Here is an 18,761-nt window from a genome sequence, read left to right on the forward strand (position 1 = left end):
ACGCTATTGTTCGGGTTTGTCTCCGGGGATCAGTTTCTCCGTGAGGTCCAGCAGGCGCTCGGCGTCCCGCGGGTCGAGGGTGGGGAAGCTGAGCGGAAGTTGTTTCTTCCGGTCGACGGCGGTCAGCGGCGCGGCCGGTGGCGCGTCGAGGAACCGGTGGATCGGGGCCACCGCGTCCGCGACGGGACGGGCCGCCACCGAGGCCACCGCCAGTAATCCCCGGACGACCGCAGGCAGCGCGCTACGGTCGCCGCTCCTGGTGAAGCCGGGATGGTAGAGCACGTACCGTGCGCGGCTCCCGGACCGCCGGGCGAAGCCCACGCCGAGCAGGTCGTTGGCCCGGCCGGCCTGTAGCTGTGCGCCGACGGCCGAGTATCCCGATGCGAGCTGCGGGTCGGCCCACCGCACCGCACCCTTGGTGACGCCGACGCCCGCGACGTTGACGATCACCGGCGCGGTGGCCCGGTCCAGAGCCGGACGCAGGCCGAAGCTGAGCAGATGGCGACTGAGGTAGTAGAGCGCGAAGGTGCGCTCCAATCCCTCCGCCGTCACGATCCGACGCGGCGCCACAGCGTTGGCGAACAGTGCCAGCGCGTCCACCACGGGGTACTCGGCGAGAATGTGTTCGACGGCCTGTCGGGTCTGCGCCACGCTGGACAGGTCGACGGGAAGGAAGGCGACGGAGTCGCCTGCCAACGCCTCGCCGCGTTCCCGGTTCCGGCCGAGGACCAGGACCCGGTCACCGCGTTCGGCCCGACCGAGGGCGAGTGCACGTCCCATTCCGTTGGTGCCGCCGCTGACCACCACGACTCCCATGTCACCTCCACTACGGTTCTTGCACGGACTGCGCCCATCCTGGGTCGCCGGCCGGCGGAGGCGAAAGAAGGCACTTTCATGGCCGGAGGGAACACAGGTGTGCGTGTCGTGCTGGACGGTGACCGGTTGCCGGATCCCGTTCCGGCCGGCGAGTACGAGACCTGTCCCGTGACCGACGTGTTGCGGCGACTGAGCGACAAGTGGACACTGCTGCTGATCACCCTGCTCGGCCGGCGGCCGTACCGGTTCAACGAGCTGAATCGGGCGGTGGAGGGCATCAGCCAGCGGATGCTCACCCGAACGCTGCGCACGTTGGAGAGCGACGGCCTGGTCGAACGGGAGGTGTTCGGCACGTCGCCGCCGAGCGTCGAGTACCGGCTGACGCCGCTGGGCGTCAGCCTGCTGGAGCCGCTCTCCGCGTTGGCCGGCTGGGCCGTCGACCACCAGGCCGAGGTCGCCGACGCCCGTCGGCGACTCGCGTGAGACGCTGCCGGTGGTGCGGCGCGACCCCGATCCTGCTCTCGCGCCCAACGCGACCTCGTCCCGAAACGTCGGCCCGGAGCGGTACGTGGAACTCGTCGAGATCGAACGTGAGATGGCCCGACTGGATGCCGTCTACCGCCCGGTCGCCACCGCACCGGTCGGGATCACCGATCCGGACGCGTTCCTGGACCTGGGGACCGCCGTCGAGGCGGACCTGACCCGCCTGGGGGTGGCCGATCAGGCCGAGGCCGTCCTGCGGGCCGTGGTCGAGGCGTACGCCGCCGGGGACGAGCCGGTCCGTACCGCCGTGCGGCGGCTGTTCGACCGTTACCCGTCGTTCCGGTGGGCCGCTCACCTGCCCCGGGACTGGACGACCGCCGGGGAGTTCCGGGCCCGTCTCATCTGCCTGTCCGCCCGGGACCAGGGTGCGGACACCCGGGACGAGATCCTGGCGTTGCGGGATCTCTGCCACCGGGCCCGCTGCGCGGGAATCGACGTCGATCCCATCCTCGACGAGGTGGCCGCGATGTCCAGCGACCGGGACCGGTACGGGATGGGCTCGATGCGTCACGTCATCCTGACCTACGGCCGGGGCCGTACCGGTTGACCCGGACATCCGCCCCACATTCCCGGACCTCGGGTCGTGCCGGCGTGGACAGTCGGACATCGGGTCCGGCAGCGTCGCCGGCATGAACGTCGCGACGCGGGACCCGCTGGTCGGGAAGAGCTTCTGGAGAAACCTCGGACACCGGTGGCCGGCCGCTGTCGGCCTGGCCGCCGCCGTCCTGCAACTGGCGTCCGGCGTGAGCCGGGAGACGGTTGCGGTCACCCTCTGTGCGGCCCTGTTGTGCTACCTGGCGGCGGCCGCCTCGAACCGGCCCTGGGTGGGGTGGGCGAGCATCGCCGGCGCGGTCGTGGTGGTGGTCGTCGGTGAGCTGGTCGGCCTGGTGTGGTGGGCCGCCATCGGCCTGGCCGCGCTCGTCCTGGTCGTCGTCGGGCTGTTCGGCCCGGCCTCCCGGCCCGCGCTGACCGGGCAGGCCGCCGCCCTGCTGGGGTACGGCGCCGTCGCCGTGGCCGCCCTGCACGTGGCCCCGCGCGCGGGCCTGGTGCTGGCCGGCGTCGCGTTGGCCGGTCACGCCGTCTGGGACGTGGTCCACTATCGGCGCAACCGGGTGGTGCCCCGGTCGCTGGCGGAGTTCTGCGTCGTGCTGGACGTACCACTGGGCCTCGGAGCCGTCGTCCTCGCGATCGTCGACGGCTGACCGGGCGGCCGGGGACCGGGCGGCCCGGCTGGTGCGGCGGCTCAGGACAGGGTCGGCTGGGCGGCCAGGGCGCTGCTGCGGCGGACCAGCTCGTCCAGGCCGAGCGGCCGGCCCAGGTGGAAGCCCTGGCCCCGGTCGACCCCGAGGGTTCGCAGCACCGGCACCAGTTCCGGTCGGTCGATGTGCTCGGCGACGGTGCCCATGCCCAGCCCGTGTGCCGCGCGCACGACCGCGTCGATCAGCACCCGGTCGCAACTGTTCCGGTCGGCCTGCCGGACGAACTCGCCGTCGATCTTGATCTCGCTGAACGGCAGGTGCTTGAGGTAGACGAACGAGCCGTAGCCGGCGCCGAAGTCGTCCAGGCTGAACCGGCAACCGGCCGAGGTCAGCACGGAGGCCAGTCGCCGGGCCGCGGTCAGGTTGGCGATCGCCGTGGTCTCGGTGATCTCCAGTCCGAGCTGGGTGGCCGGCACCGACCGGGCGCGCAGCGCGCCGACGACCCACTCGCCGAAGTCCGGGTTCTCCAGCGAGCGGCCGGAGACGTTGACGTCCAGCCGCAGCTCCGCACCGGCGGCGCGGGCGAAGGCCAGGGCGCCCACCGCCTGCTCCACCACCCACCGGTCCAGCTCGCACACCATGTCGCCGCGTTCGAGGGCCGGCAGGAAGTCGGCCGGTGTCAGCCGGGGCTCGCGGTCGTCGGGCATCCGGACCAGCAGCTCGTAACTGCGGGGTTGTTCGTCGGCCAGGTCGATGATCGGCTGGGCGGCCAGTCGCAGTCGACCCTCGTCCAGGGCCCGGCGTACCCGGGAGACCACGTCGACCCGCAGCGCGGCCTGGCGCTGCTGCTCCGGGCTGAACAACCGGGCCCGGTCGCGGCCCTCGCCCTTGGCCTGGTAGAGCGCGAGGTCGGCGTGCGCGAGCAGTTGCTCGTGGTCGTGCCCGGGGTCCAGCAACGCCGCGCCGATGCTCAACGTCACCCGCAACGGCTCGCTGCGGACCAGCAGCGGCGTGCGGGCGGCCAGGTCGCACAGGCCGGTGGCGACCGCCAGCGCCCGCTCACCGTCGGTCCGGCCGAGCAGCACGGCGAACTCGTCGCCGCCGAGCCGGGCCACCATCGCGTCCGGTTCCAGGCGGGTAGCCAGCAACTGCGCGAGTAGCCGCAGTACCTCGTCGCCGACGGCGTGACCGCGCAGGTCGTTGATGTCCTTGAAGTTGTCGATGTCGATGAGTAGCAGGGCCGCGTCGGGGTGGTGGATGGTGTCCAGGACCTTGTCGATCCGGGCGGTGAGGGCCCGCCGGTTCGGCAACCCGGTGAGCGGGTCGTGCTCGGCCAGGTAGGCCAGTTCCTCCTGCACCCGCCGGGTCTCGGTGACGTCCTGGGCGGTGCCGAGCACCCGTACCGGTGTGCCGGTCTGATCGGTGAGGACCTCGCCGAAGCACTCGAGGATGCGCAACGTCCGCCGGTCGGCCAGGTAGATCCGGTGGGTGAAGGCGAACGGCGCCGGGTCGCGCAGCGCCCGCTCCAGCGTCGACTCGACCAGCGCGACGTCGTCGGGGTGCAGCAGCGACCGGTAGGTGGCGTAGTCCGACGGGGCGGTCTCGGCGAAGCCGAGCAGGGCACGCATGGTGGGCGACCAGACCACCTCCTGGGTACGCGGATCCCACTCCCAGGTGCCTACCCGGGACAGTTGCTCGATGCGGGAGAGCCGCCATTGGTAGGTGTCCGCCCGGTGCCGGTCGGCCCGTCGTTCGGTGATGTCGGTCAGCTCGTAGAGCAGGTCGGTGTCGGGCAGGCGCCGGCAGGACACCTCGACGTAGCGGGGCGGCGCCCCGGCCATCGGGCAGCGGACGCGTACCGGTGGGCCGTCGGGGGTGGCCGCCGCCAGCGGCAGTGCGGTCAGCTCCCGGCCCAGGTCAACCAGCAACCGCTCGGCCGCGCGGTTGCGCCAGCGCGTCTCACCGTGAGCGGACACGACCACCAGGGCGGCCGACGCGACGTCGAGCACGGAGCCGAGCACACCGGCCGGCAGTGCTGGCACCAGGCCTCCCGTAGAGTTGTCACCAGGCTCAATGATCGACGGCCAGGGCCATCGATCACCGTGGCGGCAACGAGTCTACGCCCGGCGGGCCGTACCGGTGGGCGGCACGCGCCGGGCGCCGCGGCGCCCGGCGGACGGGCGGAGTCGGCGTCACTGGGGTTGATGGACGTCGCCGCGGACGATGGCGACGGCGATCCGGCAGAACTCGTCCATGTCCGGCGTGAAACCCGCCGCGATGTCCGGGTGCAGGCCGGAGCGGGTCTCGTCCAGCAGGCGCTGGCACACCACCTCGACGGGCTCACCGGCGTAGCCGCCGCGCACCCGGTCGGTGGCCGCCCGCAGGGCCGAGGTGAGCTGCTCCTCCAGCGGTCCGCGCAACCTCAGCTCGGTGGGACCGAGACCGCTCGGGTTCAGCGTCACGTGTGGTTCCGACATGGGTTCTTCCCCTTCTTCTCGTCCGGCTCCGCGGTACCCGGTCGCGCGGGCCGGTCAAACCGCGGCCGGCAGTTCGGCGACCCGGACCAGATAGGACATGGCCGGCGCCGGTTCCTCCTGATAGGAGATTCGTCGCAGCTGGCGTTCGTCGCCGTAGAGGGCGACGTCGACCAGCACGCCGAGGTGGCTCGGCCCGATGGCGGAGATCCGCTTCTTGTCCTGCAGCACCGTGGCGATCCCGCCGATCAGGTTCGCCGCGTCGGCGGTCCGGCGCCCGGGCGGGCAGCGCAGCACCACCGCCAGGGCGACCGGTCCGGTGAGGGCGGTCCAGCCCTGCGCCTGGGCCGCGGCGCAGGCGGCCGTCAGCAGTGCCCGTACCCGGACGGCCTGCCGGTGCCCGGCCGTGAAGATCGAGAGCCCGTCGGTCCGGATCGGGGGTGGCCCGGCGACCTCGAACGACAGGGCGAGCGCCCGGGTGTCCTGCACGGCGTACCTCCTCGTGAGGACGATCCTGCCCAATCACCCCACCCCGGCGGGCCGCTTTCCCCGATCGGGGACCGCCCGAGCCCCGGCGACGGCCCGTCCGGGCGGCTGCATCGGGGAGCCGAGGCGGGTCGACTAACCGGGCATTAGCCATGTAACAGGCGCAAACCCGGTGTATCTCCGATGGTGATGTTTCGCGGCTTCGGCGGTCGGGCAGTGGGGGTAGCACGAATGGCCCCCACCAGCCGGAATCGCCTCACGATGATCTTCCGGCCGGAGGCGGGGCCGGTTCGTCGTGCCGGGGGAGCAGGGAGGCTTCCCGGCGCGCCGCCGAGTGGGAGGAGAGGCGCGATGACCGACGCCGGGGAACGACCGGGTCGACGACTACTGAGACGGCTGGCCGCCGTCGGGACCGCGCTGGCGGTGACCGCACCGCTGGCGGCCTGCGGCTCCGGCGGCGACAGCGGCGGGACACCGACGGTCAACCTCTACTACGGCCCGGAGGAGAACCTCCAGAAGGTGGTGGACGACTGCAACACCAAGGCGGCGGGCCGCTACCGGATCGCCTACCAGGTGTTGCCCCGACAGGCCGACGACCAGCGGACCCAGCTGGTGCGGCGGCTCGCCGCCCAGGACACCGGGATGGACATCCTGGGCCTGGACGTCACCTGGACCCAGGAGTTCGCCAGCGCCAAGTGGATCCGGGAGTGGACCGGGGCGCGCCGCGACGAGGCCACCCAGGGCACCCTGGCCGGCCCGCTGGCCACCGCCACCTACCGGGACAAGCTCTACGCCGCGCCGAAGAACACCAACGTGCAGCTGCTGTGGTACCGGTCGGACCTGGTGGACTCCCCGCCGAAGACCTGGGACGAGATGATCCAGATGTCCCAGCAGCTCAAGGGTCAGGGCAAGCCGTACCAGGTGCTCACCATGGGCGCCCAGTACGAGGGCCTGATGGTTCTCTACAACTCCCTGGTGGCCAGCGCGGGCGGCAACATCCTCAACGAGGACGGCACCAGGGCGGTCTACGACGAGGGCGCGGTCAAGGCGCTGGAACAGTTGCAGCGGTTCGCCACCGCGGGCGTCACCGTCCCGTCGTTCAGCAACAACATCGAGGACGAGGTCCGGCTGGCGTTCCAGTCCGGCGGCGGCGCCTTCCAGATCAACTGGCCGTTCGTGTACCCGGCGCTGCAGGAGGCCGACCCGGAGCTGGCCAAGAAGGTCAAGTGGGCGCGCTACCCGGGGATCGACGCCGGCACGCCCAGCAAGACCACCATCGGTGGCTACAACCTGGCCGTCTCGTCGTACTCGAAGCACCCGGAGGAGGCGTTCGACGCGGCGTCCTGCCTGCGCGACGCCGAGCACCAGAAGTTCTCGGCGATCAACGACGGCGTACCGCCGACCATCGAGAAGGTCTACGCCGAGCCGGAGATGGCCGAGGCGTACCCGATGCGGGACACCATCCTGGAGGAGCTGAAGGACCCGGCGGTACGGCCCCGCAGCCCCGCGTACCAGAACATCTCGACGGTGACCACGACGACGCTGTCACCGCCCGCGTCGATCAAACCGCAGCAGACCGCTGACGAGCTGCGCAAGGCGACCCAGGACGCCGTTGACTCCAAGGGGGTGCTCCCGTGACGCAGGCTTCCACGTCGCTCGGGTCGGAGCTGGCGGCCGACGGAACCGCCCGCGCCGAGGACGTCGAGCGGGGCGGCACCGGTCGCCGCCGCGGCGGCCGACCGCCGCTGAGCGAGGGCAAGCGGGCCGAGCGCCGGCTGGGCCTGCTGCTCTGCGCGCCGGCCGCGCTGGTGATGCTGCTGGTCACCGCCTACCCGATCCTGTACTCGGTCTGGTTGTCGCTGCAGCGGTTCGACCTGAAGTTCCCGGACCAGACGAAGTTCGTCGGGCTGGACAACTACGTCACCGTGCTGAGCAACCAGTACTGGTGGACCGCGTTCGGGGTGACCGCGCTGATCACCGTCGTCACGGTCGCCGTCGAACTGGTGCTGGGCATGGGCCTGGCGATCATCATGCACCGGACCATCGTCGGCCGCGGCCTGGTCCGCACGTCCGCCCTGATCCCGTACGGCATCGTCACGGTGGTCGCGGCGTTCTCCTGGCGGTACGCCTGGACGCCGGGCACCGGTTATCTGGCCACCCTGATGGGCGAGGGTGCGCCGCTGACCGACCGGGCCGCCTCGCTGGCGATCATCATGCTGGCCGAGATCTGGAAGACCACCCCGTTCATGGCGCTGCTGCTGATGGCCGGGCTGGCGCTGGTGCCGGAGGACCTGCTCAAGGCCGCCTCGATGGACGGGGCCACCGCCTGGCAGCGGTTCACCAAGGTGATGCTGCCGGTGATGAAGCCGGCGATCCTAGTCGCGCTGCTGTTCCGGACGCTTGACGCGTTCCGGGTCTTCGACAACATCTACGTGCTGACCGCCGGGGCCAACGAGACCTCCTCGGTGTCGATGATCGCCTACAACAACCTGATCCGGGGTCTGAACCTCGGCATCGGCTCGACCATGTCGGTGCTGATCTTCATCGCGGTCGCGATCATCGCGTTCGCGTTCGTGAAGTTGTTCGGCACCGCCGCGCCGGGTAGCTCAGAGGAGGAGAGACGCTGATGGCCGCCCTGGACACCACCCCCGCGGCGAAGGTGCGCTGGGGACTGCTCGACCTCGTCGTGGTGGTCTTCGCGCTGGTCCCGGTGTTGTGGATCGCGTCGCTGTCGTTCAAGACGACCGCCACCCTGACCGACGGGAACTTCATCCCCCGGGACTGGACGCTGGACAACTACCGGACGATCTTCCAGACCGACCAGTTCGTCCGGGCGCTGGTCAACTCGATCGGCATCGCGCTGATCGCCACCCTCGTCGCGGTGGTGCTCGGCACCATGGCGGCGTACGCGATCAGCCGGCTGGACTTCCCCGGCAAGAAGCTGCTGGTCGGGGTCTCCCTGCTGATCGCGATGTTCCCGCAGGTGTCGCTGGTCTCGCCGCTGTTCGAGATCGAGCGGTCGCTGGGCCTGTTCGACACCTGGCCGGGACTGATCCTGCCGTACGTGACGTTCGCGCTGCCACTGTCGATCTACACGCTGTCGGCGTTCTTCAAGCAGATCCCGTGGGACCTGGAGAAGGCGGCGAAGATGGACGGCGCGACCCAGGGGCAGGCGTTCCGGCGGGTGATCGCCCCGCTGGCCGCGCCCGGGGTGTTCACCACCGCGATCCTGGTCTTCATCTTCTGCTGGAACGACTTCCTCTTCGCCATCTCGCTGACCTCCACCGAGCGGTCCCGCACGGTGCCGGTGGCGTTGTCGTTCTTCACCGGGGCGTCGCAGTTCGAGGATCCGACCGGGGCGATCTGCGCCGCCGCCGTCGTGATCACCGTTCCGATCATTCTGTTCGTGCTGTTCTTCCAGCGCCGCATCGTGTCCGGTCTGACGTCCGGCGCAGTCAAGGGGTAGGTGGGTGAGTCATGGCTGACATCGTGCTGGACAAGGTGAGCAAGAGTTTCCCGGACGGGACGGTCGCGGTCCGCGAGGTCGACCTGGAGATCGCCGACGGCGAGTTCGTGATCCTGGTCGGCCCGTCCGGGTGCGGCAAGTCGACCACGCTGAACATGATCGCCGGGCTGGAGGACATCAGCTCGGGCGAGCTGCGCATCGCGGGCGAGCGGGTCAACGACAAGGCGCCCCGGGACCGGGACATCGCCATGGTGTTCCAGTCCTACGCGCTCTACCCGAACATGACCGTCCGGGAGAACATGGCCTTCCCGCTGCGGCTGGCCAAGCTGGACAAGGCCACCATCGACCAGAAGGTCGACGAGGCCGCGAAGGTGCTGGAGCTGACCGCACTGCTGGACCGCAAGCCGGCCAACCTCTCCGGCGGCCAGCGCCAGCGGGTGGCCATGGGCCGGGCGATCGTGCGCAGCCCCAAGGCGTTCCTGATGGACGAGCCGCTGTCCAACCTGGACGCCAAGCTGCGGGTGCAGATGCGGACCGTGGTGTCCCGGCTGCAGAAGCAGCTCGGCACCACCACCGTCTACGTCACCCACGACCAGACCGAGGCGATGACCCTCGGCGACCGGGTGGTCATCATGCGGGGCGGCGCGGTGCAGCAGGTCGGCCCGCCGCAGGAGCTGTACGACCACCCGGCCAACCTGTTCGTGGCCGGCTTCATCGGCTCCCCGTCGATGAACTTCCTGCGGGCCACGGTGGCCGAGGGGAAGCTGCGGACCGCACTCGGTGACCTGCCGCTCGGCGACCGGGTACGCCGCGAGCTGGAGAGCGAGAACGCGCCCCGGGAGTTGATCCTGGGCATCCGGCCGGAGCACTTCGAGGACGCCGAGCTGGTCGACGAGGCGGCCCGCGGTCGGGGGTACGAGTTCGAGCTGCCGGTCGACATCGTCGAGTCGATGGGCTCGGACAAGTACGTCTACTTCACCGTCGAGGGGGAGCGGGCCTCCTCCGCCGAGCTGGAGGAGTTGGCCGCCGACACCGGGGTGGACTTCGGCGGGGACGCCGCCAACCTGGTGACCCGGCTGTCGGCCGAGTCCCCGGTCACCGAGGGCGAACATCGGCGGGTCTGGTTCAACCTGGACAAGATCCACCTGTTCGACCCGGCGGACGGACGCAACCTGACGCTGCACGAGGGCCGATCGGCGGGCGCGCTGGCCGGCTGACGGGCCGCCCGGCGCGGTGGGGCGGCCGGCCGGCCCGAGCGCGCGACGACACCGGGACACCCGCTCGGGGCATCGATGACGATCATCGACCCCGGGCGTGTCCGGGTCCGCGGCGGGTGGCACCCTGACCCGGTACGTGTGACCCGCCACCGACCGGGAATAGCGGAGCCACCGCCCAGGAGGCAAGGGCCGGACCCCACCGGGCGGAGCGGGCCGACCGACCGCGCAGAAGGGTGCCTTGATGTCCGTACGGCAGATCGTCGGCCTGGTGGCGATCGGGTTGTCGCTGGTGCTGCTGACCGTGCTGCACGTGGTCGGTGCCGACATCGACCCGGTGAGCGGCACGCTGAGCGACTACGCGCTGCGGTCGTACGGCTGGATCTTCGACGTCGGTACGACGGTGCTGGCGGTGGGGTCGGTGACGCTGCTCGGCCCGGCGCTGCTGCGTCGGGTGACCGTACCGGTGGAGGCGATCTGTTTCGGCTGCTGGTGCCTGGGCCTGGTGGTGCTGACGGTCTTCCCGCGTGATCCGGTCGGGGTGCCGGTCAGTCTGGTCGGCGAGATCCACCGGTTCGCGGCGGTCGCCACCCTGGTCGGGCTGCCGCTCGGCGCGCTGCTGACCGCCGCCCGCCGGCCCCGGCACATGCTGCGGGTGCCGGCCCGGGCGGTCACCGTCGGCGCGCTGGTCTGCCTGGCCGCGCTGGTCCCGTTCGTCATCTCCTACCTCACCGGCTCGCCGCTGAAGCCCTACGTGGGGCTGATCGAACGGCTGGTCTCGGTCGGCGAGATCGGCCTGCTGCTGCTGGTCGGCCTGCGCCTGCACCGGTTCGCCCCGGCCCGCAGCCCGGAACAGGGCCGACCCGGCTGACGGGCCGCGCTCCGGTTGACCAGGTGGACGCGACCGTTCGCCCCGGCGAGTCGATCGTCGTCCCGGTGCACCTGCTTCGGCTAAGCTAACGTCTTAGCTAACCGAGGGGGAGGCGGCATGTCGGCTGAGGCCGCGCACTACAACATGCATGATGCCAAGACCCACCTGTCGCGCATCATCGAACGGGTGGAGCGCGGCGAGGAAATCATCATCGACCGGGCGGGGACTCCGGTGGCGAAGGTCGTACCGCTGGTGCGCCGGGCCAATCGCACCGCGGTGGGCTCCCTCGCCGGGCAACTCGACCTCTCCGGTGACTGGGACGCACCCGAGACCAACGCCGAGATTGCCGCCGACTTCGGTATCGGCGCATGACCCTGCTGTTGGACACCCATGTCGCGCTCTGGGCCATCACCGGCGACCAGACTCTCGGCACCGAGTTTCTGGACCGGCTTCGCCACGAGCCGGACATCTTCCTCTCTCCGGTCAGCTTGTGGGAGATCACCATCAAGCAGAGTGCGGGAAAGCTCGCGGGGCCTCCCGATCTCGCTGAGCGAGTACGGGACATGGGCTTTCGTGAGCTCCCGGTGACGCACGCCCACAGCATCGTCGCGGGCCGCCTGCCACCGCATCACCGTGATCCCTTCGACCGCATGCTGGTGGCACAGGCGGTGGTCGAAGGCTTGACCCTGGCATCGCGCGACACCTCGGTGGCGCTGTACGACGTGGATGTCCTCAAGGTGTGAACCGGAAGTAGCTCTGCTTCCCTGGGGCCATGGATACCCACCGTTTCGTGCCCGGCGAGACCCTCCCGCCGCGCCGACCGGCGGTCCCGATTCCGCCCACACCAAAGAACTGGTAGCTGGGCCTGTTGCTCAGGAATGTCGGGCACCTGGGGTGCCGGTGGGCAGGGCGTCGAGCCATCGGGTGAGGCGGGCTCCCTCGCGAGTCATGATCTCCGGGTCGCGCAGGGCGTTGGCCAGGAGCGACATGCCCTGGTAGGCGCCGACGAGGGTGATCGCGAGATCGTCGGCATCGGAACGGCCCAGTTCGCGGAACTGGTGCCCGACCCAGTCCAGCAGCAGCCGGATGACCTTGCCGGCCTCGACGTCGATGCCGCCCTCGGAGCGTTTGTCGAGTTCGGCGGCGAGGGTGCCGGTGGGGCAGCCGTAGCGGGCCGCCATGTCGCGTTGGTCGACCCACCCGGCGACCAGGGCCTTGAGCCGGTCGAGCGGGTCGGGAAGCCGGTCGAGTTCGCCGGTGAGGTCGGCGAGGTGCCCGGCATGCTCGGAGAGGGCCGCCTGGACCAGGTCGTCCTTGGTCTTGAAGTAGTAGTAGACGTTCCCGACCGGGACGTCGGCCGCGTCGGCGATGTCGGCGATGGTGGTGCGCTCCACGCCCTGCCGGTGCAGGACCTGGGCGGCGGCGGCCGTCAGCCGCCGCATCGGCGACTCCGACGTGCCGCCCGGGGTCCGGACGGTCGGTGCCGACCTGACCCGGCCGGCGAGCCTGCGACCCGCGCTCACCGGCGCCGACGCGATGTTCCTGTTGATCTCGGGCGACTTCGTGTCCGCTGCCGGCGATCCGGGCGGCGCCGTCAGCGACCTCCTCGACGTCGCCCGGACGGACGGACTCAAGCGGGTCGTGCTGCTCTCCTCGCAGGGTGTCGCGACGCGGCCGGACTCGCTCTCGCACGGCAGGATGGGAGCAGCCGTTGAGGACGCCGTCCGGCGGTCGGGCCTGGACTGGACCGTCCTGCGGCCCGGTGGCTTCAGCTCCAACGCGTATGCCTGGGCCGAGTCGATCAGTGCCCGGCGGACCGTCGCCGCACCGTTCGGCGACGTCGGACTGCCCTTCGTCGACCCGGACGACATCGCCGAGGTCGCCGCCGCGGCCCTGCTCCAGGACGGGCACGCCGGGCAGATTTACGAACTGACCGGGCCGGCCCTCACCTCGCCCCGGCAACGAGCCGAGGCGATCAGCGCCGCGCTGGGCGAGCCGGTCCACTTCGTGGAGCAGACCCCCGAGGAGGCCCGCGCGCAGCTGCTCCAGTTCATGCCCGAGCCCGTCGTCGAGACCACCCTGGCCATCATCGGCGAGCCCACCCCCGCCGAACAGCGCATCAGTCCCGACGTCGAACGGGTCCTCGGCCGAGCACCCCGTACCTTCGCCGACTGGGCCCGGCGGCACGTCGCGGCCTTCCGGGTGCCGCGGCGATGAGTCCGCCGGGGAACCCCGGTCCACCCTTCCGACCGAGACAACCGACTCACCGGCAGTAAGGCCTGGGCCTCATCCACATCGAGCTGTTCGCGGCCCGCGACCTCGTCGCGCCGTCCGGGCCGGGGCCAGCCCCCGACCCGGACGGCGGTGTGGCACCCGGTCCACGGAATGCCACGCCGGTGGACCAGGAGGAATCCGTTACAGGATCATCAAGGTCGAGCCGCTGATCTCCGTGCCGCTCGGGCAGCGGGCGATCGAAGTGCCCCGGCCCGGCCCGTACACGGCCGAGCCGTTGACGTGGATGTCGGGGAGGCCGTTGAACCGCTCACAGGTCAACCGCAGGTACCAGGTCTCCTGCACCAGGTCGGTGCAGGTCGCGGATTCCTGATTGAGGGAGAGGTTCCAGCCGTAGGTGCAGTTGGTGGGGGCCGCCGCCGCGGGTTGGACGTCGAACGCGACCAGCGTGGTGCCGGCCACCAGGGCGAGCAGGGCGCCGATCCGGATTCGCCGTGCCTGGAACACGAGCCACCTCCTCGGTGATGGGAGAACGTCTCTGTGGTACGCGCGTACCCGGAACATATCCGCTCCCATGGATGCCGAAGTCTCACATCCGTCTCACCGATGGTCATCCGGCGACGGTGTTGTATACGTTGCGGTCCGTGACTGTCACAACACTCGCGTTCGAGTCGGCCGTTCGGCGGGTGGACACCGCGCTGCGGGGCGGTGATTGCCCGGTGGTCCAGCTGATCGGGGCGCTCGGCACAGGTAAGAGCACCGTGGCGAGGGCCAGCCTGAACCGGCTGCGCCGTCCTGGTCTCCCGGCGATTCCGTTGGTGGACGGGGTGGACGGCGCCCGGCAGGCTCGGGCCGCCTGGCGACTGTGCCGGGACGTTCCGGCCACCGGCCCGGTCCTGGTCGCCGGTCGCCGCCCCCTGACGAACTACCCCGAATGGACCGGCACCGCGATCACCGAGATCCGCCTGGCGCCGTGGTCCCGGGCGGACATCGCTGCCCTGGCGTACGGGCACGCGGTGCGTCGGGAACCCGACCTGGACCGCGTGCTCCGGCTCGCCGGTGGACTACCGGTGATCGCCGCGGCGGTCTGCCGGCAACTGCGCCAGGGCGGCGACGGGCTGAGCGACGGGACGCTGGCGCACGCCGCGGCGACCGAGATACTGCGTCGGGTACGCACCGAGGTGCCCCGCCGGGTACCGGTCGCGGTCCCCGTACTGGCCACCGTGGACGGCGCGGACGACGACCTGCTACGCCAGTTGGTCGCCGCGCCGGCCGACTCCTTCGACTGGCTCAGCGAACTGAGCATCGTCCGTCCCGACGTGCACGGCCTGACCGTCGCCGAGCCGTACCGGACGGTGCTCGACCTGGCGCACCGCTGGCGCCATCCGGTGAGCAGGGCTGCGCTGGCCGCCCGCACCAGCGCGTACCGCTCCCGGCAACTCGCCGGTGTCACGGAGGCCTCGCTCCGTGGCCGGCTGGTCAGCCAGATCCTGAACCTGTCGGCGACACCCCGGGTACGCGCCGACCTGTTCGTCGAGCCATCCGGCCACGTCCGGGTCCGGGACGCCGGACCGTCCGACGCCGACCATGTCGGCCGGCTGATCCGTCGATGGGCGGACGACGAGGGACTGTCCCGTACCCGGGCGGAACGCATGGCGCAGCTCTGGCTGTCCGGCCCCGTACCCGGCTTCCGCTTCCTGGTGGACGCGGACGACGAACCGCTCGGCATGGTCAACATCAGCCCACTCGATCCCGGGCTTCCGGTCCTGGACCGGCTGCTCCAGCAGCACGTCGACGCACTGCCGTCCGATCGCGGGATCGTGGTCGGGATGATGGCGATGCGCCCAGGAGCGGAACGGCTGCAACCTGTCCTGGTACACGAGATCCTGGTTGCAGGGCTGCGCACGGGGCGACTGGTCGTCTCCACCCCGTGGTTGCCGTACCAGCGGCTGTGTGACCGGTTCGGACTGCGCAGGCTCGGCGGCACCCGCGACGACCTGTACCGCTGCGGCCGGGCCAACGTCGTGCTGTCTCGGACGTTCGACGCGGACAACCTGCTGGGCTGGTTGCGGCGGATGCAGCGTGACGGCCCGGCGGACCGGGCCGCTCGCGCGGTACGCGACGCGCTGGTCGACGTCAGCTCGCCCGGTGGGCTCGCCCGTTCCCCGCTGGTGGCCTGGACCGGTGCCGGTTCGGGTGCCGCCCTCGCCGCCCTGCTGCGGTCCACGATCAGCACACTCGCCGAATCGCCGGAGCCCGTCGACGCCGAAGCCGGGCGGATCCTCGCCCAGTATTATCTGCGCGCGGCCGGCGGGCACGAGATCATCGCGCACCGGATGCACCTGAGCCGGGCGACGTATTTCCGCCGCTTCCGCCACGGCATCGAGCGGCTGACCGATCTGCTGCTGCCATCCGCGGACCGCTGAGCCCCGAAGAAATCGGCTGATTCCGTCTAGGCTCCCCTGACGGCGCGACCGTGGGGGAGGACCGCACGTGATCGACACGATTTTCTTCGACGTCGGCGGGACCATCGTCGACGAGACCCGGGAGTTCGAGACCTGGGCGGACTGGCTCGGTGTTCCCAGGCACACCTTCTCGGCGGTCTTCGGTGCGGTGATCGCCCGGGGTCTGGACTATCAGGAGACGTTCCGCGCCTTCCGACCCGACTTCGACCTCGCGACCGAACTCGACCGGCGAGCGGCCGCTGGCTGCCCGGAGTCGTTCGGCGAGGCGGACCTCTACCCCGACGCGCGGGCGTGCCTGACCGCCCTGAAGGAGCAGGACCTGCTCGTGGGCCTGGCCGGCAACCAGCCGGCGCACGCCGAGGCGACCCTGCGCGCTCTCGCCCTACCCGTGGATGTGATCGGCACGTCGGCCGGGTGGGGCGTGGCGAAACCGTCACCGGCCTTCTTCGAGCGGGTTGTCCGGGAAGGCGGTGGTGCGGCGTCGACCATGCTTTACGTCGGCGACCGACCCGACAACGACGCCCGCCCGGCCATGGCGGCCGGTATGAAGGCGTGCCTGATTCGGCGCGGTCCGTGGGGCCACATCCTGGACGATCCGGCCGTGGCGCGGCGGTGTCTGTTCCACATCGGCTCGTTGGCCGAACTCCCGGCCCTGGTCGCGAGGCACAACGCGGCAGGGGACTGACACCGGACCGGACACCGTCGAGCGGACCTTCCCCGGACCCGCTACGCTGCCCGCCGTGGCGAATCTGTTGAGGGGTGTGGCGGCACAGGTCGGACGACTGACCGGACGGGTGGCCGCCGGCAGGTCGGACGGGCCGGTCCCGGCCCAGCCGGCGCGGCGGCGCCAGGTGGCGGCGCTGCAGCGGCGGCAGCTCAGCTACGCGCCGGAGCCGGACGGCCAGGCCGACCCGGGCGAGATCGTGTGGACCTGGGTCAACTACGAGGACGACCCGCGCCAGGGCAAGGACCGGCCGGTCCTGGTCGTCGGACGCAACAGCCGCACCCTGTACGGCCTGATGCTGTCCAGCCAGAGCGACCGGGACGGCCAGCGGCACTGGCTGGCCCTCGGCCCCGGCGACTGGGACCGGGAGAAGCGGCCGAGCTGGATCCGGTTGGACCGGGTGCTCACCATGCGCGAGGACGGCATCCGGCGCGAGGGCGCGGTGCTGGACCGGGCCCGCTTCGACAAGGTGGGTCAGGCCCTGCGCGCCGGCTACGGCTGGTCCTGACACCGCACGCCTTCGACCGACCGTCGGCCACCGCGAGCTTCAGCCCGTGGTGGCCGCGCGGCGTCAACCGAGGTCGTACTCCGCCGGGACGGCGTTGAGGACCCAGGCGAGCGGCATCGTCGCGCGGACCACGTACTGGTCGCCGTCCAGGTGGTACAGGGTCACCGTCTGAGCCGGGTCCTGGTCCACGACCCAGTACTGCGGGATGCCGGCGGTGGCGTACTCACCGCGCTTGGTCACGGTGTCGATGCCCTCCGAGCCGGGTGAGACGATCTCGACAACGAGGAGCACGTCGGAGACCGGCAGCCAGACGCCGTCCTCTTGGGCCTTGCTCCAGACGACCAGGTCGGGAATGCGCCCGCCCACCCCGCCGTGCCGGCCCGGGATGCGCAGGCCGACGGCCTGGGCGATGCGCTCCGCCGGGACACCGCCCTGGGCGAGCCACACCATGAGCCGGGTCGCGATGATCGCATGGGTGTATCCCGGCGGCGGCATGATCGAGAGAACTCCCTCAGGACTGATCTCGTACCGGTGGTGTTCGTCCGCGGCCATCATCGCGGTCAGGTCATCGAGCGTCACGACCGTGGGCATGTACCTGCCAACCGCCTCTGAGCTCATGTGGGACATCCTATCGGTGGCCTGACCCGGACCGCGTCGACGCGGTCAGGGCCAGTCGACGCGGAGCGGCTGGTCGACGTACGTCCCGTACGGTGCGAACGCCCGCTCGACCCGCTTGCGGTCGCGCGCGCCCAGGGTGACCAGGGGCTGGACCGTGACCGTGGTGCGGGTCTTTCCGGTGGTCCGTTTCCAGGTGGCGATCACCCGGCCGGCGCGGACCACCGTGGACTGGAAGACCCCGTTGCCGCCGGGGACGATCGCCCGCAGGTGCTCCGGGTCGGCCATCAGCGACCGGTCCTTGAAGCCGAGCAGGTACTCGTCGAAACCGGGCAGCGTGAACAGGTCGTCGCCGTCCGGGCCGGCTGCGGCGGAGGCGTACGCGTCCAGCAGCGCCGGCTCGGCGTACAGCTCGACGCCGTCGACCCGGACGGCGGTCAGCGCGACGCCGGCCACCGCGATGCCGCGCTTGGCGTCGGCGGCGGTGAGGCCGGTCCAGCCGGCGAAGTCCTGCCGGGTGGTCGGGCCGTGGCTGCGGAAGTAGCGCAGGGCGAGGATGCCCAGCGCCTCGTCCCGCTCCGGGCGGCGCGGATCGGGCACCCACTCGTCCAGCAACACGAAGGTCTGCTGGTTGCCGACGTGCGGGGCGATGCACAGCACGCCGCGCTGGCTGGCGTACCAGAGCAGGTGGTAGAGGCGCTGGCCGGCGCCGTCGACGCCGGCCGCGGTGAGCGTGGCCAGGCACTCGGCCCGGGTGAACCGGCCGCCGCCGGCCAGCGCGGCGCCGAGCGCCTCCACCGCCCGGTCGGCGTCCCGCTCGGACAGGCCGATGACCTGCCGTCGACGTTCGGCGGCGGCCAGCGCCCGTACGCCGGTCAGGTCGAGCATCCAGCGCGCGTCGCGCGGCGGCACCAGGTGCACGGTGCCGCGCATCGGCCAGGTCCGGACGGCCTCCCGCCGTTCCATCGCGGCCAGCACGTCGACCTGCGTCCGGCCGGGCAACCGGACGCCCAACGACCACATCCCGCTCGCCACGTCCTGCGCCTGCATGGCGCCGAACCACTCGACCACGCCCGCCACGTCGTCCGGCGGGCGGATCCCGCCCGGATGAGCGCGCAGCAGCAGGCTCACCATCCGCAGGGCCAACA

Annotated in this window: 22 protein-coding genes; 14 read left to right on the forward strand and 8 right to left on the reverse strand. The window is 71.3% G+C overall.

What is annotated here, in order from left to right; translation table 11 throughout:
- Window positions 1-3 precede the first annotated feature (3 nt).
- Window positions 4-816, reverse strand: a complete 813-nt coding sequence (locus ACFOX0_RS10430) for an SDR family NAD(P)-dependent oxidoreductase (RefSeq protein WP_377544073.1) — start codon at window positions 814-816, stop codon at window positions 4-6.
- A 99-nt stretch (window positions 817-915) separates the two neighbouring features.
- Between ACFOX0_RS10430 and ACFOX0_RS10435 the strand changes: the two genes are divergently transcribed.
- The 3 genes from ACFOX0_RS10435 to ACFOX0_RS10445 all read left to right on the forward strand — a co-directional run bounded on the left by ACFOX0_RS10435 (window position 916) and on the right by ACFOX0_RS10445 (window position 2,561).
- A complete protein-coding gene (locus ACFOX0_RS10435; protein WP_377544076.1) occupies window positions 916-1,299 on the forward strand; it encodes a winged helix-turn-helix transcriptional regulator in 384 nt (127 codons plus the stop codon).
- A gap of 13 nt (window positions 1,300-1,312) precedes the next feature.
- A complete protein-coding gene (locus tag ACFOX0_RS10440) occupies window positions 1,313-1,906 on the forward strand; it encodes a hypothetical protein (RefSeq protein WP_377544079.1) in 594 nt (197 codons plus the stop codon).
- A gap of 82 nt (window positions 1,907-1,988) precedes the next feature.
- A complete protein-coding gene (locus ACFOX0_RS10445; RefSeq protein ID WP_377544082.1) occupies window positions 1,989-2,561 on the forward strand; it encodes a hypothetical protein in 573 nt (190 codons plus the stop codon).
- A 41-nt stretch (window positions 2,562-2,602) separates the two neighbouring features.
- Here the strand turns inward: ACFOX0_RS10445 and ACFOX0_RS10450 are convergent, their stop codons facing one another.
- The 3 genes from ACFOX0_RS10450 to ACFOX0_RS10460 form a co-directional block, all read right to left on the reverse strand.
- Complete coding sequence (locus tag ACFOX0_RS10450) at window positions 2,603-4,600, reverse strand: putative bifunctional diguanylate cyclase/phosphodiesterase (RefSeq protein ID WP_377544085.1); 1,998 nt, start codon at window positions 4,598-4,600, stop codon at window positions 2,603-2,605.
- Between the two features lie 150 nt (window positions 4,601-4,750).
- Window positions 4,751-5,035 (reverse strand): hypothetical protein, encoded by a 285-nt coding sequence (locus tag ACFOX0_RS10455; RefSeq protein WP_377544088.1) that lies wholly within the window; start codon window positions 5,033-5,035, stop codon window positions 4,751-4,753.
- A 54-nt stretch (window positions 5,036-5,089) separates the two neighbouring features.
- A complete protein-coding gene (locus ACFOX0_RS10460) occupies window positions 5,090-5,521 on the reverse strand; it encodes a hypothetical protein (RefSeq protein ID WP_377544091.1) in 432 nt (143 codons plus the stop codon).
- Window positions 5,522-5,869: 348 nt separating this feature from the next.
- Between ACFOX0_RS10460 and ACFOX0_RS10465 the strand changes: the two genes are divergently transcribed.
- The 7 genes from ACFOX0_RS10465 (at window position 5,870) to ACFOX0_RS10495 (ending at window position 11,812) form a co-directional block, all read left to right on the forward strand.
- Window positions 5,870-7,156, forward strand: a complete 1,287-nt coding sequence (locus ACFOX0_RS10465; protein ID WP_377544093.1) for an ABC transporter substrate-binding protein — start codon at window positions 5,870-5,872, stop codon at window positions 7,154-7,156.
- 29 nt (window positions 7,157-7,185) lie between these two features.
- On the forward strand, window positions 7,186-8,145 hold the full coding sequence (locus tag ACFOX0_RS10470; protein ID WP_377544257.1) for a carbohydrate ABC transporter permease: 960 nt from the start codon (window positions 7,186-7,188) through the stop codon (window positions 8,143-8,145).
- Window positions 8,145-8,984 carry a carbohydrate ABC transporter permease gene (locus tag ACFOX0_RS10475; RefSeq protein WP_377544096.1) on the forward strand — a complete coding sequence of 280 codons (840 nt, stop codon included), beginning with the start codon at window positions 8,145-8,147 and terminating at the stop codon, window positions 8,982-8,984. Before ACFOX0_RS10470 ends, ACFOX0_RS10475 begins: the two co-directional genes overlap by 1 nt.
- Window positions 8,985-8,995: 11 nt before the next feature.
- Window positions 8,996-10,201: an ABC transporter ATP-binding protein gene (locus tag ACFOX0_RS10480; RefSeq protein ID WP_377544098.1), complete on the forward strand. Its 1,206-nt coding sequence runs from the start codon at window positions 8,996-8,998 to the stop codon at window positions 10,199-10,201.
- 241 nt (window positions 10,202-10,442) lie between these two features.
- A complete protein-coding gene (locus ACFOX0_RS10485; RefSeq protein ID WP_377544101.1) occupies window positions 10,443-11,069 on the forward strand; it encodes a DUF998 domain-containing protein in 627 nt (208 codons plus the stop codon).
- Between the two features lie 117 nt (window positions 11,070-11,186).
- Window positions 11,187-11,441: a type II toxin-antitoxin system Phd/YefM family antitoxin gene (locus ACFOX0_RS10490; RefSeq protein ID WP_377544103.1), complete on the forward strand. Its 255-nt coding sequence runs from the start codon at window positions 11,187-11,189 to the stop codon at window positions 11,439-11,441.
- A complete protein-coding gene (locus ACFOX0_RS10495) occupies window positions 11,438-11,812 on the forward strand; it encodes a type II toxin-antitoxin system VapC family toxin (RefSeq protein ID WP_377544106.1) in 375 nt (124 codons plus the stop codon). The genes ACFOX0_RS10490 and ACFOX0_RS10495 overlap by 4 nt, the downstream gene beginning before the upstream one ends.
- A 129-nt stretch (window positions 11,813-11,941) precedes the next feature.
- Here the strand turns inward: ACFOX0_RS10495 and ACFOX0_RS10500 are convergent, their stop codons facing one another.
- Window positions 11,942-12,511 carry a TetR/AcrR family transcriptional regulator gene (locus ACFOX0_RS10500; RefSeq protein WP_377544107.1) on the reverse strand — a complete coding sequence of 190 codons (570 nt, stop codon included), beginning with the start codon at window positions 12,509-12,511 and terminating at the stop codon, window positions 11,942-11,944.
- Between the two features lie 13 nt (window positions 12,512-12,524).
- Here ACFOX0_RS10500 and ACFOX0_RS10505 point away from each other — a divergent pair, with 13 nt between their 5' ends.
- On the forward strand, window positions 12,525-13,286 hold the full coding sequence (locus ACFOX0_RS10505; protein ID WP_377544109.1) for an NAD(P)H-binding protein: 762 nt from the start codon (window positions 12,525-12,527) through the stop codon (window positions 13,284-13,286).
- 198 nt (window positions 13,287-13,484) lie between these two features.
- Here the strand turns inward: ACFOX0_RS10505 and ACFOX0_RS10510 are convergent, their stop codons facing one another.
- Window positions 13,485-13,808: a hypothetical protein gene (locus tag ACFOX0_RS10510; protein WP_377544112.1), complete on the reverse strand. Its 324-nt coding sequence runs from the start codon at window positions 13,806-13,808 to the stop codon at window positions 13,485-13,487.
- 137 nt (window positions 13,809-13,945) lie between these two features.
- Between ACFOX0_RS10510 and ACFOX0_RS10515 the strand changes: the two genes are divergently transcribed.
- The 3 genes from ACFOX0_RS10515 (at window position 13,946) to ACFOX0_RS10525 (ending at window position 16,998) form a co-directional block, all read left to right on the forward strand.
- On the forward strand, window positions 13,946-15,727 hold the full coding sequence (locus ACFOX0_RS10515; protein ID WP_377544115.1) for a hypothetical protein: 1,782 nt from the start codon (window positions 13,946-13,948) through the stop codon (window positions 15,725-15,727).
- Window positions 15,728-15,794: 67 nt separating this feature from the next.
- Window positions 15,795-16,451 carry an HAD family hydrolase gene (locus tag ACFOX0_RS10520; protein ID WP_377544118.1) on the forward strand — a complete coding sequence of 219 codons (657 nt, stop codon included), beginning with the start codon at window positions 15,795-15,797 and terminating at the stop codon, window positions 16,449-16,451.
- 55 nt (window positions 16,452-16,506) lie between these two features.
- A complete protein-coding gene (locus ACFOX0_RS10525) occupies window positions 16,507-16,998 on the forward strand; it encodes a type II toxin-antitoxin system PemK/MazF family toxin (RefSeq protein WP_377544121.1) in 492 nt (163 codons plus the stop codon).
- A gap of 63 nt (window positions 16,999-17,061) precedes the next feature.
- Here ACFOX0_RS10525 and ACFOX0_RS10530 read toward each other — a convergent pair whose 3' ends face one another.
- Together ACFOX0_RS10530 and ACFOX0_RS10535 are read right to left on the reverse strand one after the other, a co-directional pair.
- The gene (locus ACFOX0_RS10530) at window positions 17,062-17,616 is read right to left on the reverse strand and encodes a Uma2 family endonuclease (RefSeq protein WP_377544124.1); all 555 of its coding nucleotides are present in this window, start codon (window positions 17,614-17,616) and stop codon (window positions 17,062-17,064) included.
- A 45-nt stretch (window positions 17,617-17,661) separates the two neighbouring features.
- Window positions 17,662-18,747, reverse strand: a complete 1,086-nt coding sequence (locus tag ACFOX0_RS10535) for a winged helix DNA-binding domain-containing protein (protein WP_377544260.1) — start codon at window positions 18,745-18,747, stop codon at window positions 17,662-17,664.
- Between the last annotated feature and the right edge of the window lie 14 nt (window positions 18,748-18,761).

It is taken from the genome of Micromonospora zhanjiangensis, from assembly GCF_042650605.1.
Classification (GTDB): Bacteria; Actinomycetota; Actinomycetes; order Mycobacteriales; family Micromonosporaceae; genus Micromonospora_J; species Micromonospora_J zhanjiangensis.

Excerpts from the sequence above, each read along its gene's own strand:
- ACFOX0_RS10490 (WP_377544103.1), top strand. The coding sequence starts at position 11,187 with ATGTCGGCTGAGGCCGCGCACTACAACATGCATGATGCCAAGACCCAC.
- ACFOX0_RS10465 (WP_377544093.1), top strand. The coding sequence starts at position 5,870 with ATGACCGACGCCGGGGAACGACCGGGTCGACGACTACTGAGACGGCTG.
- ACFOX0_RS10500 (WP_377544107.1), bottom strand. The coding sequence starts at position 12,511 with ATGCGGCGGCTGACGGCCGCCGCCGCCCAGGTCCTGCACCGGCAGGGC.
- ACFOX0_RS10485 (WP_377544101.1), top strand. The coding sequence starts at position 10,443 with ATGTCCGTACGGCAGATCGTCGGCCTGGTGGCGATCGGGTTGTCGCTG.
- ACFOX0_RS10445 (WP_377544082.1), top strand. The coding sequence starts at position 1,989 with ATGAACGTCGCGACGCGGGACCCGCTGGTCGGGAAGAGCTTCTGGAGA.
- ACFOX0_RS10475 (WP_377544096.1), top strand. The coding sequence starts at position 8,145 with ATGGCCGCCCTGGACACCACCCCCGCGGCGAAGGTGCGCTGGGGACTG.
- ACFOX0_RS10430 (WP_377544073.1), bottom strand. The coding sequence starts at position 816 with ATGGGAGTCGTGGTGGTCAGCGGCGGCACCAACGGAATGGGACGTGCA.
- ACFOX0_RS10480 (WP_377544098.1), top strand. The coding sequence starts at position 8,996 with ATGGCTGACATCGTGCTGGACAAGGTGAGCAAGAGTTTCCCGGACGGG.
- ACFOX0_RS10535 (WP_377544260.1), bottom strand. The coding sequence starts at position 18,747 with ATGGTGAGCCTGCTGCTGCGCGCTCATCCGGGCGGGATCCGCCCGCCG.
- ACFOX0_RS10530 (WP_377544124.1), bottom strand. The coding sequence starts at position 17,616 with ATGAGCTCAGAGGCGGTTGGCAGGTACATGCCCACGGTCGTGACGCTC.
- ACFOX0_RS10495 (WP_377544106.1), top strand. The coding sequence starts at position 11,438 with ATGACCCTGCTGTTGGACACCCATGTCGCGCTCTGGGCCATCACCGGC.
- ACFOX0_RS10455 (WP_377544088.1), bottom strand. The coding sequence starts at position 5,035 with ATGTCGGAACCACACGTGACGCTGAACCCGAGCGGTCTCGGTCCCACC.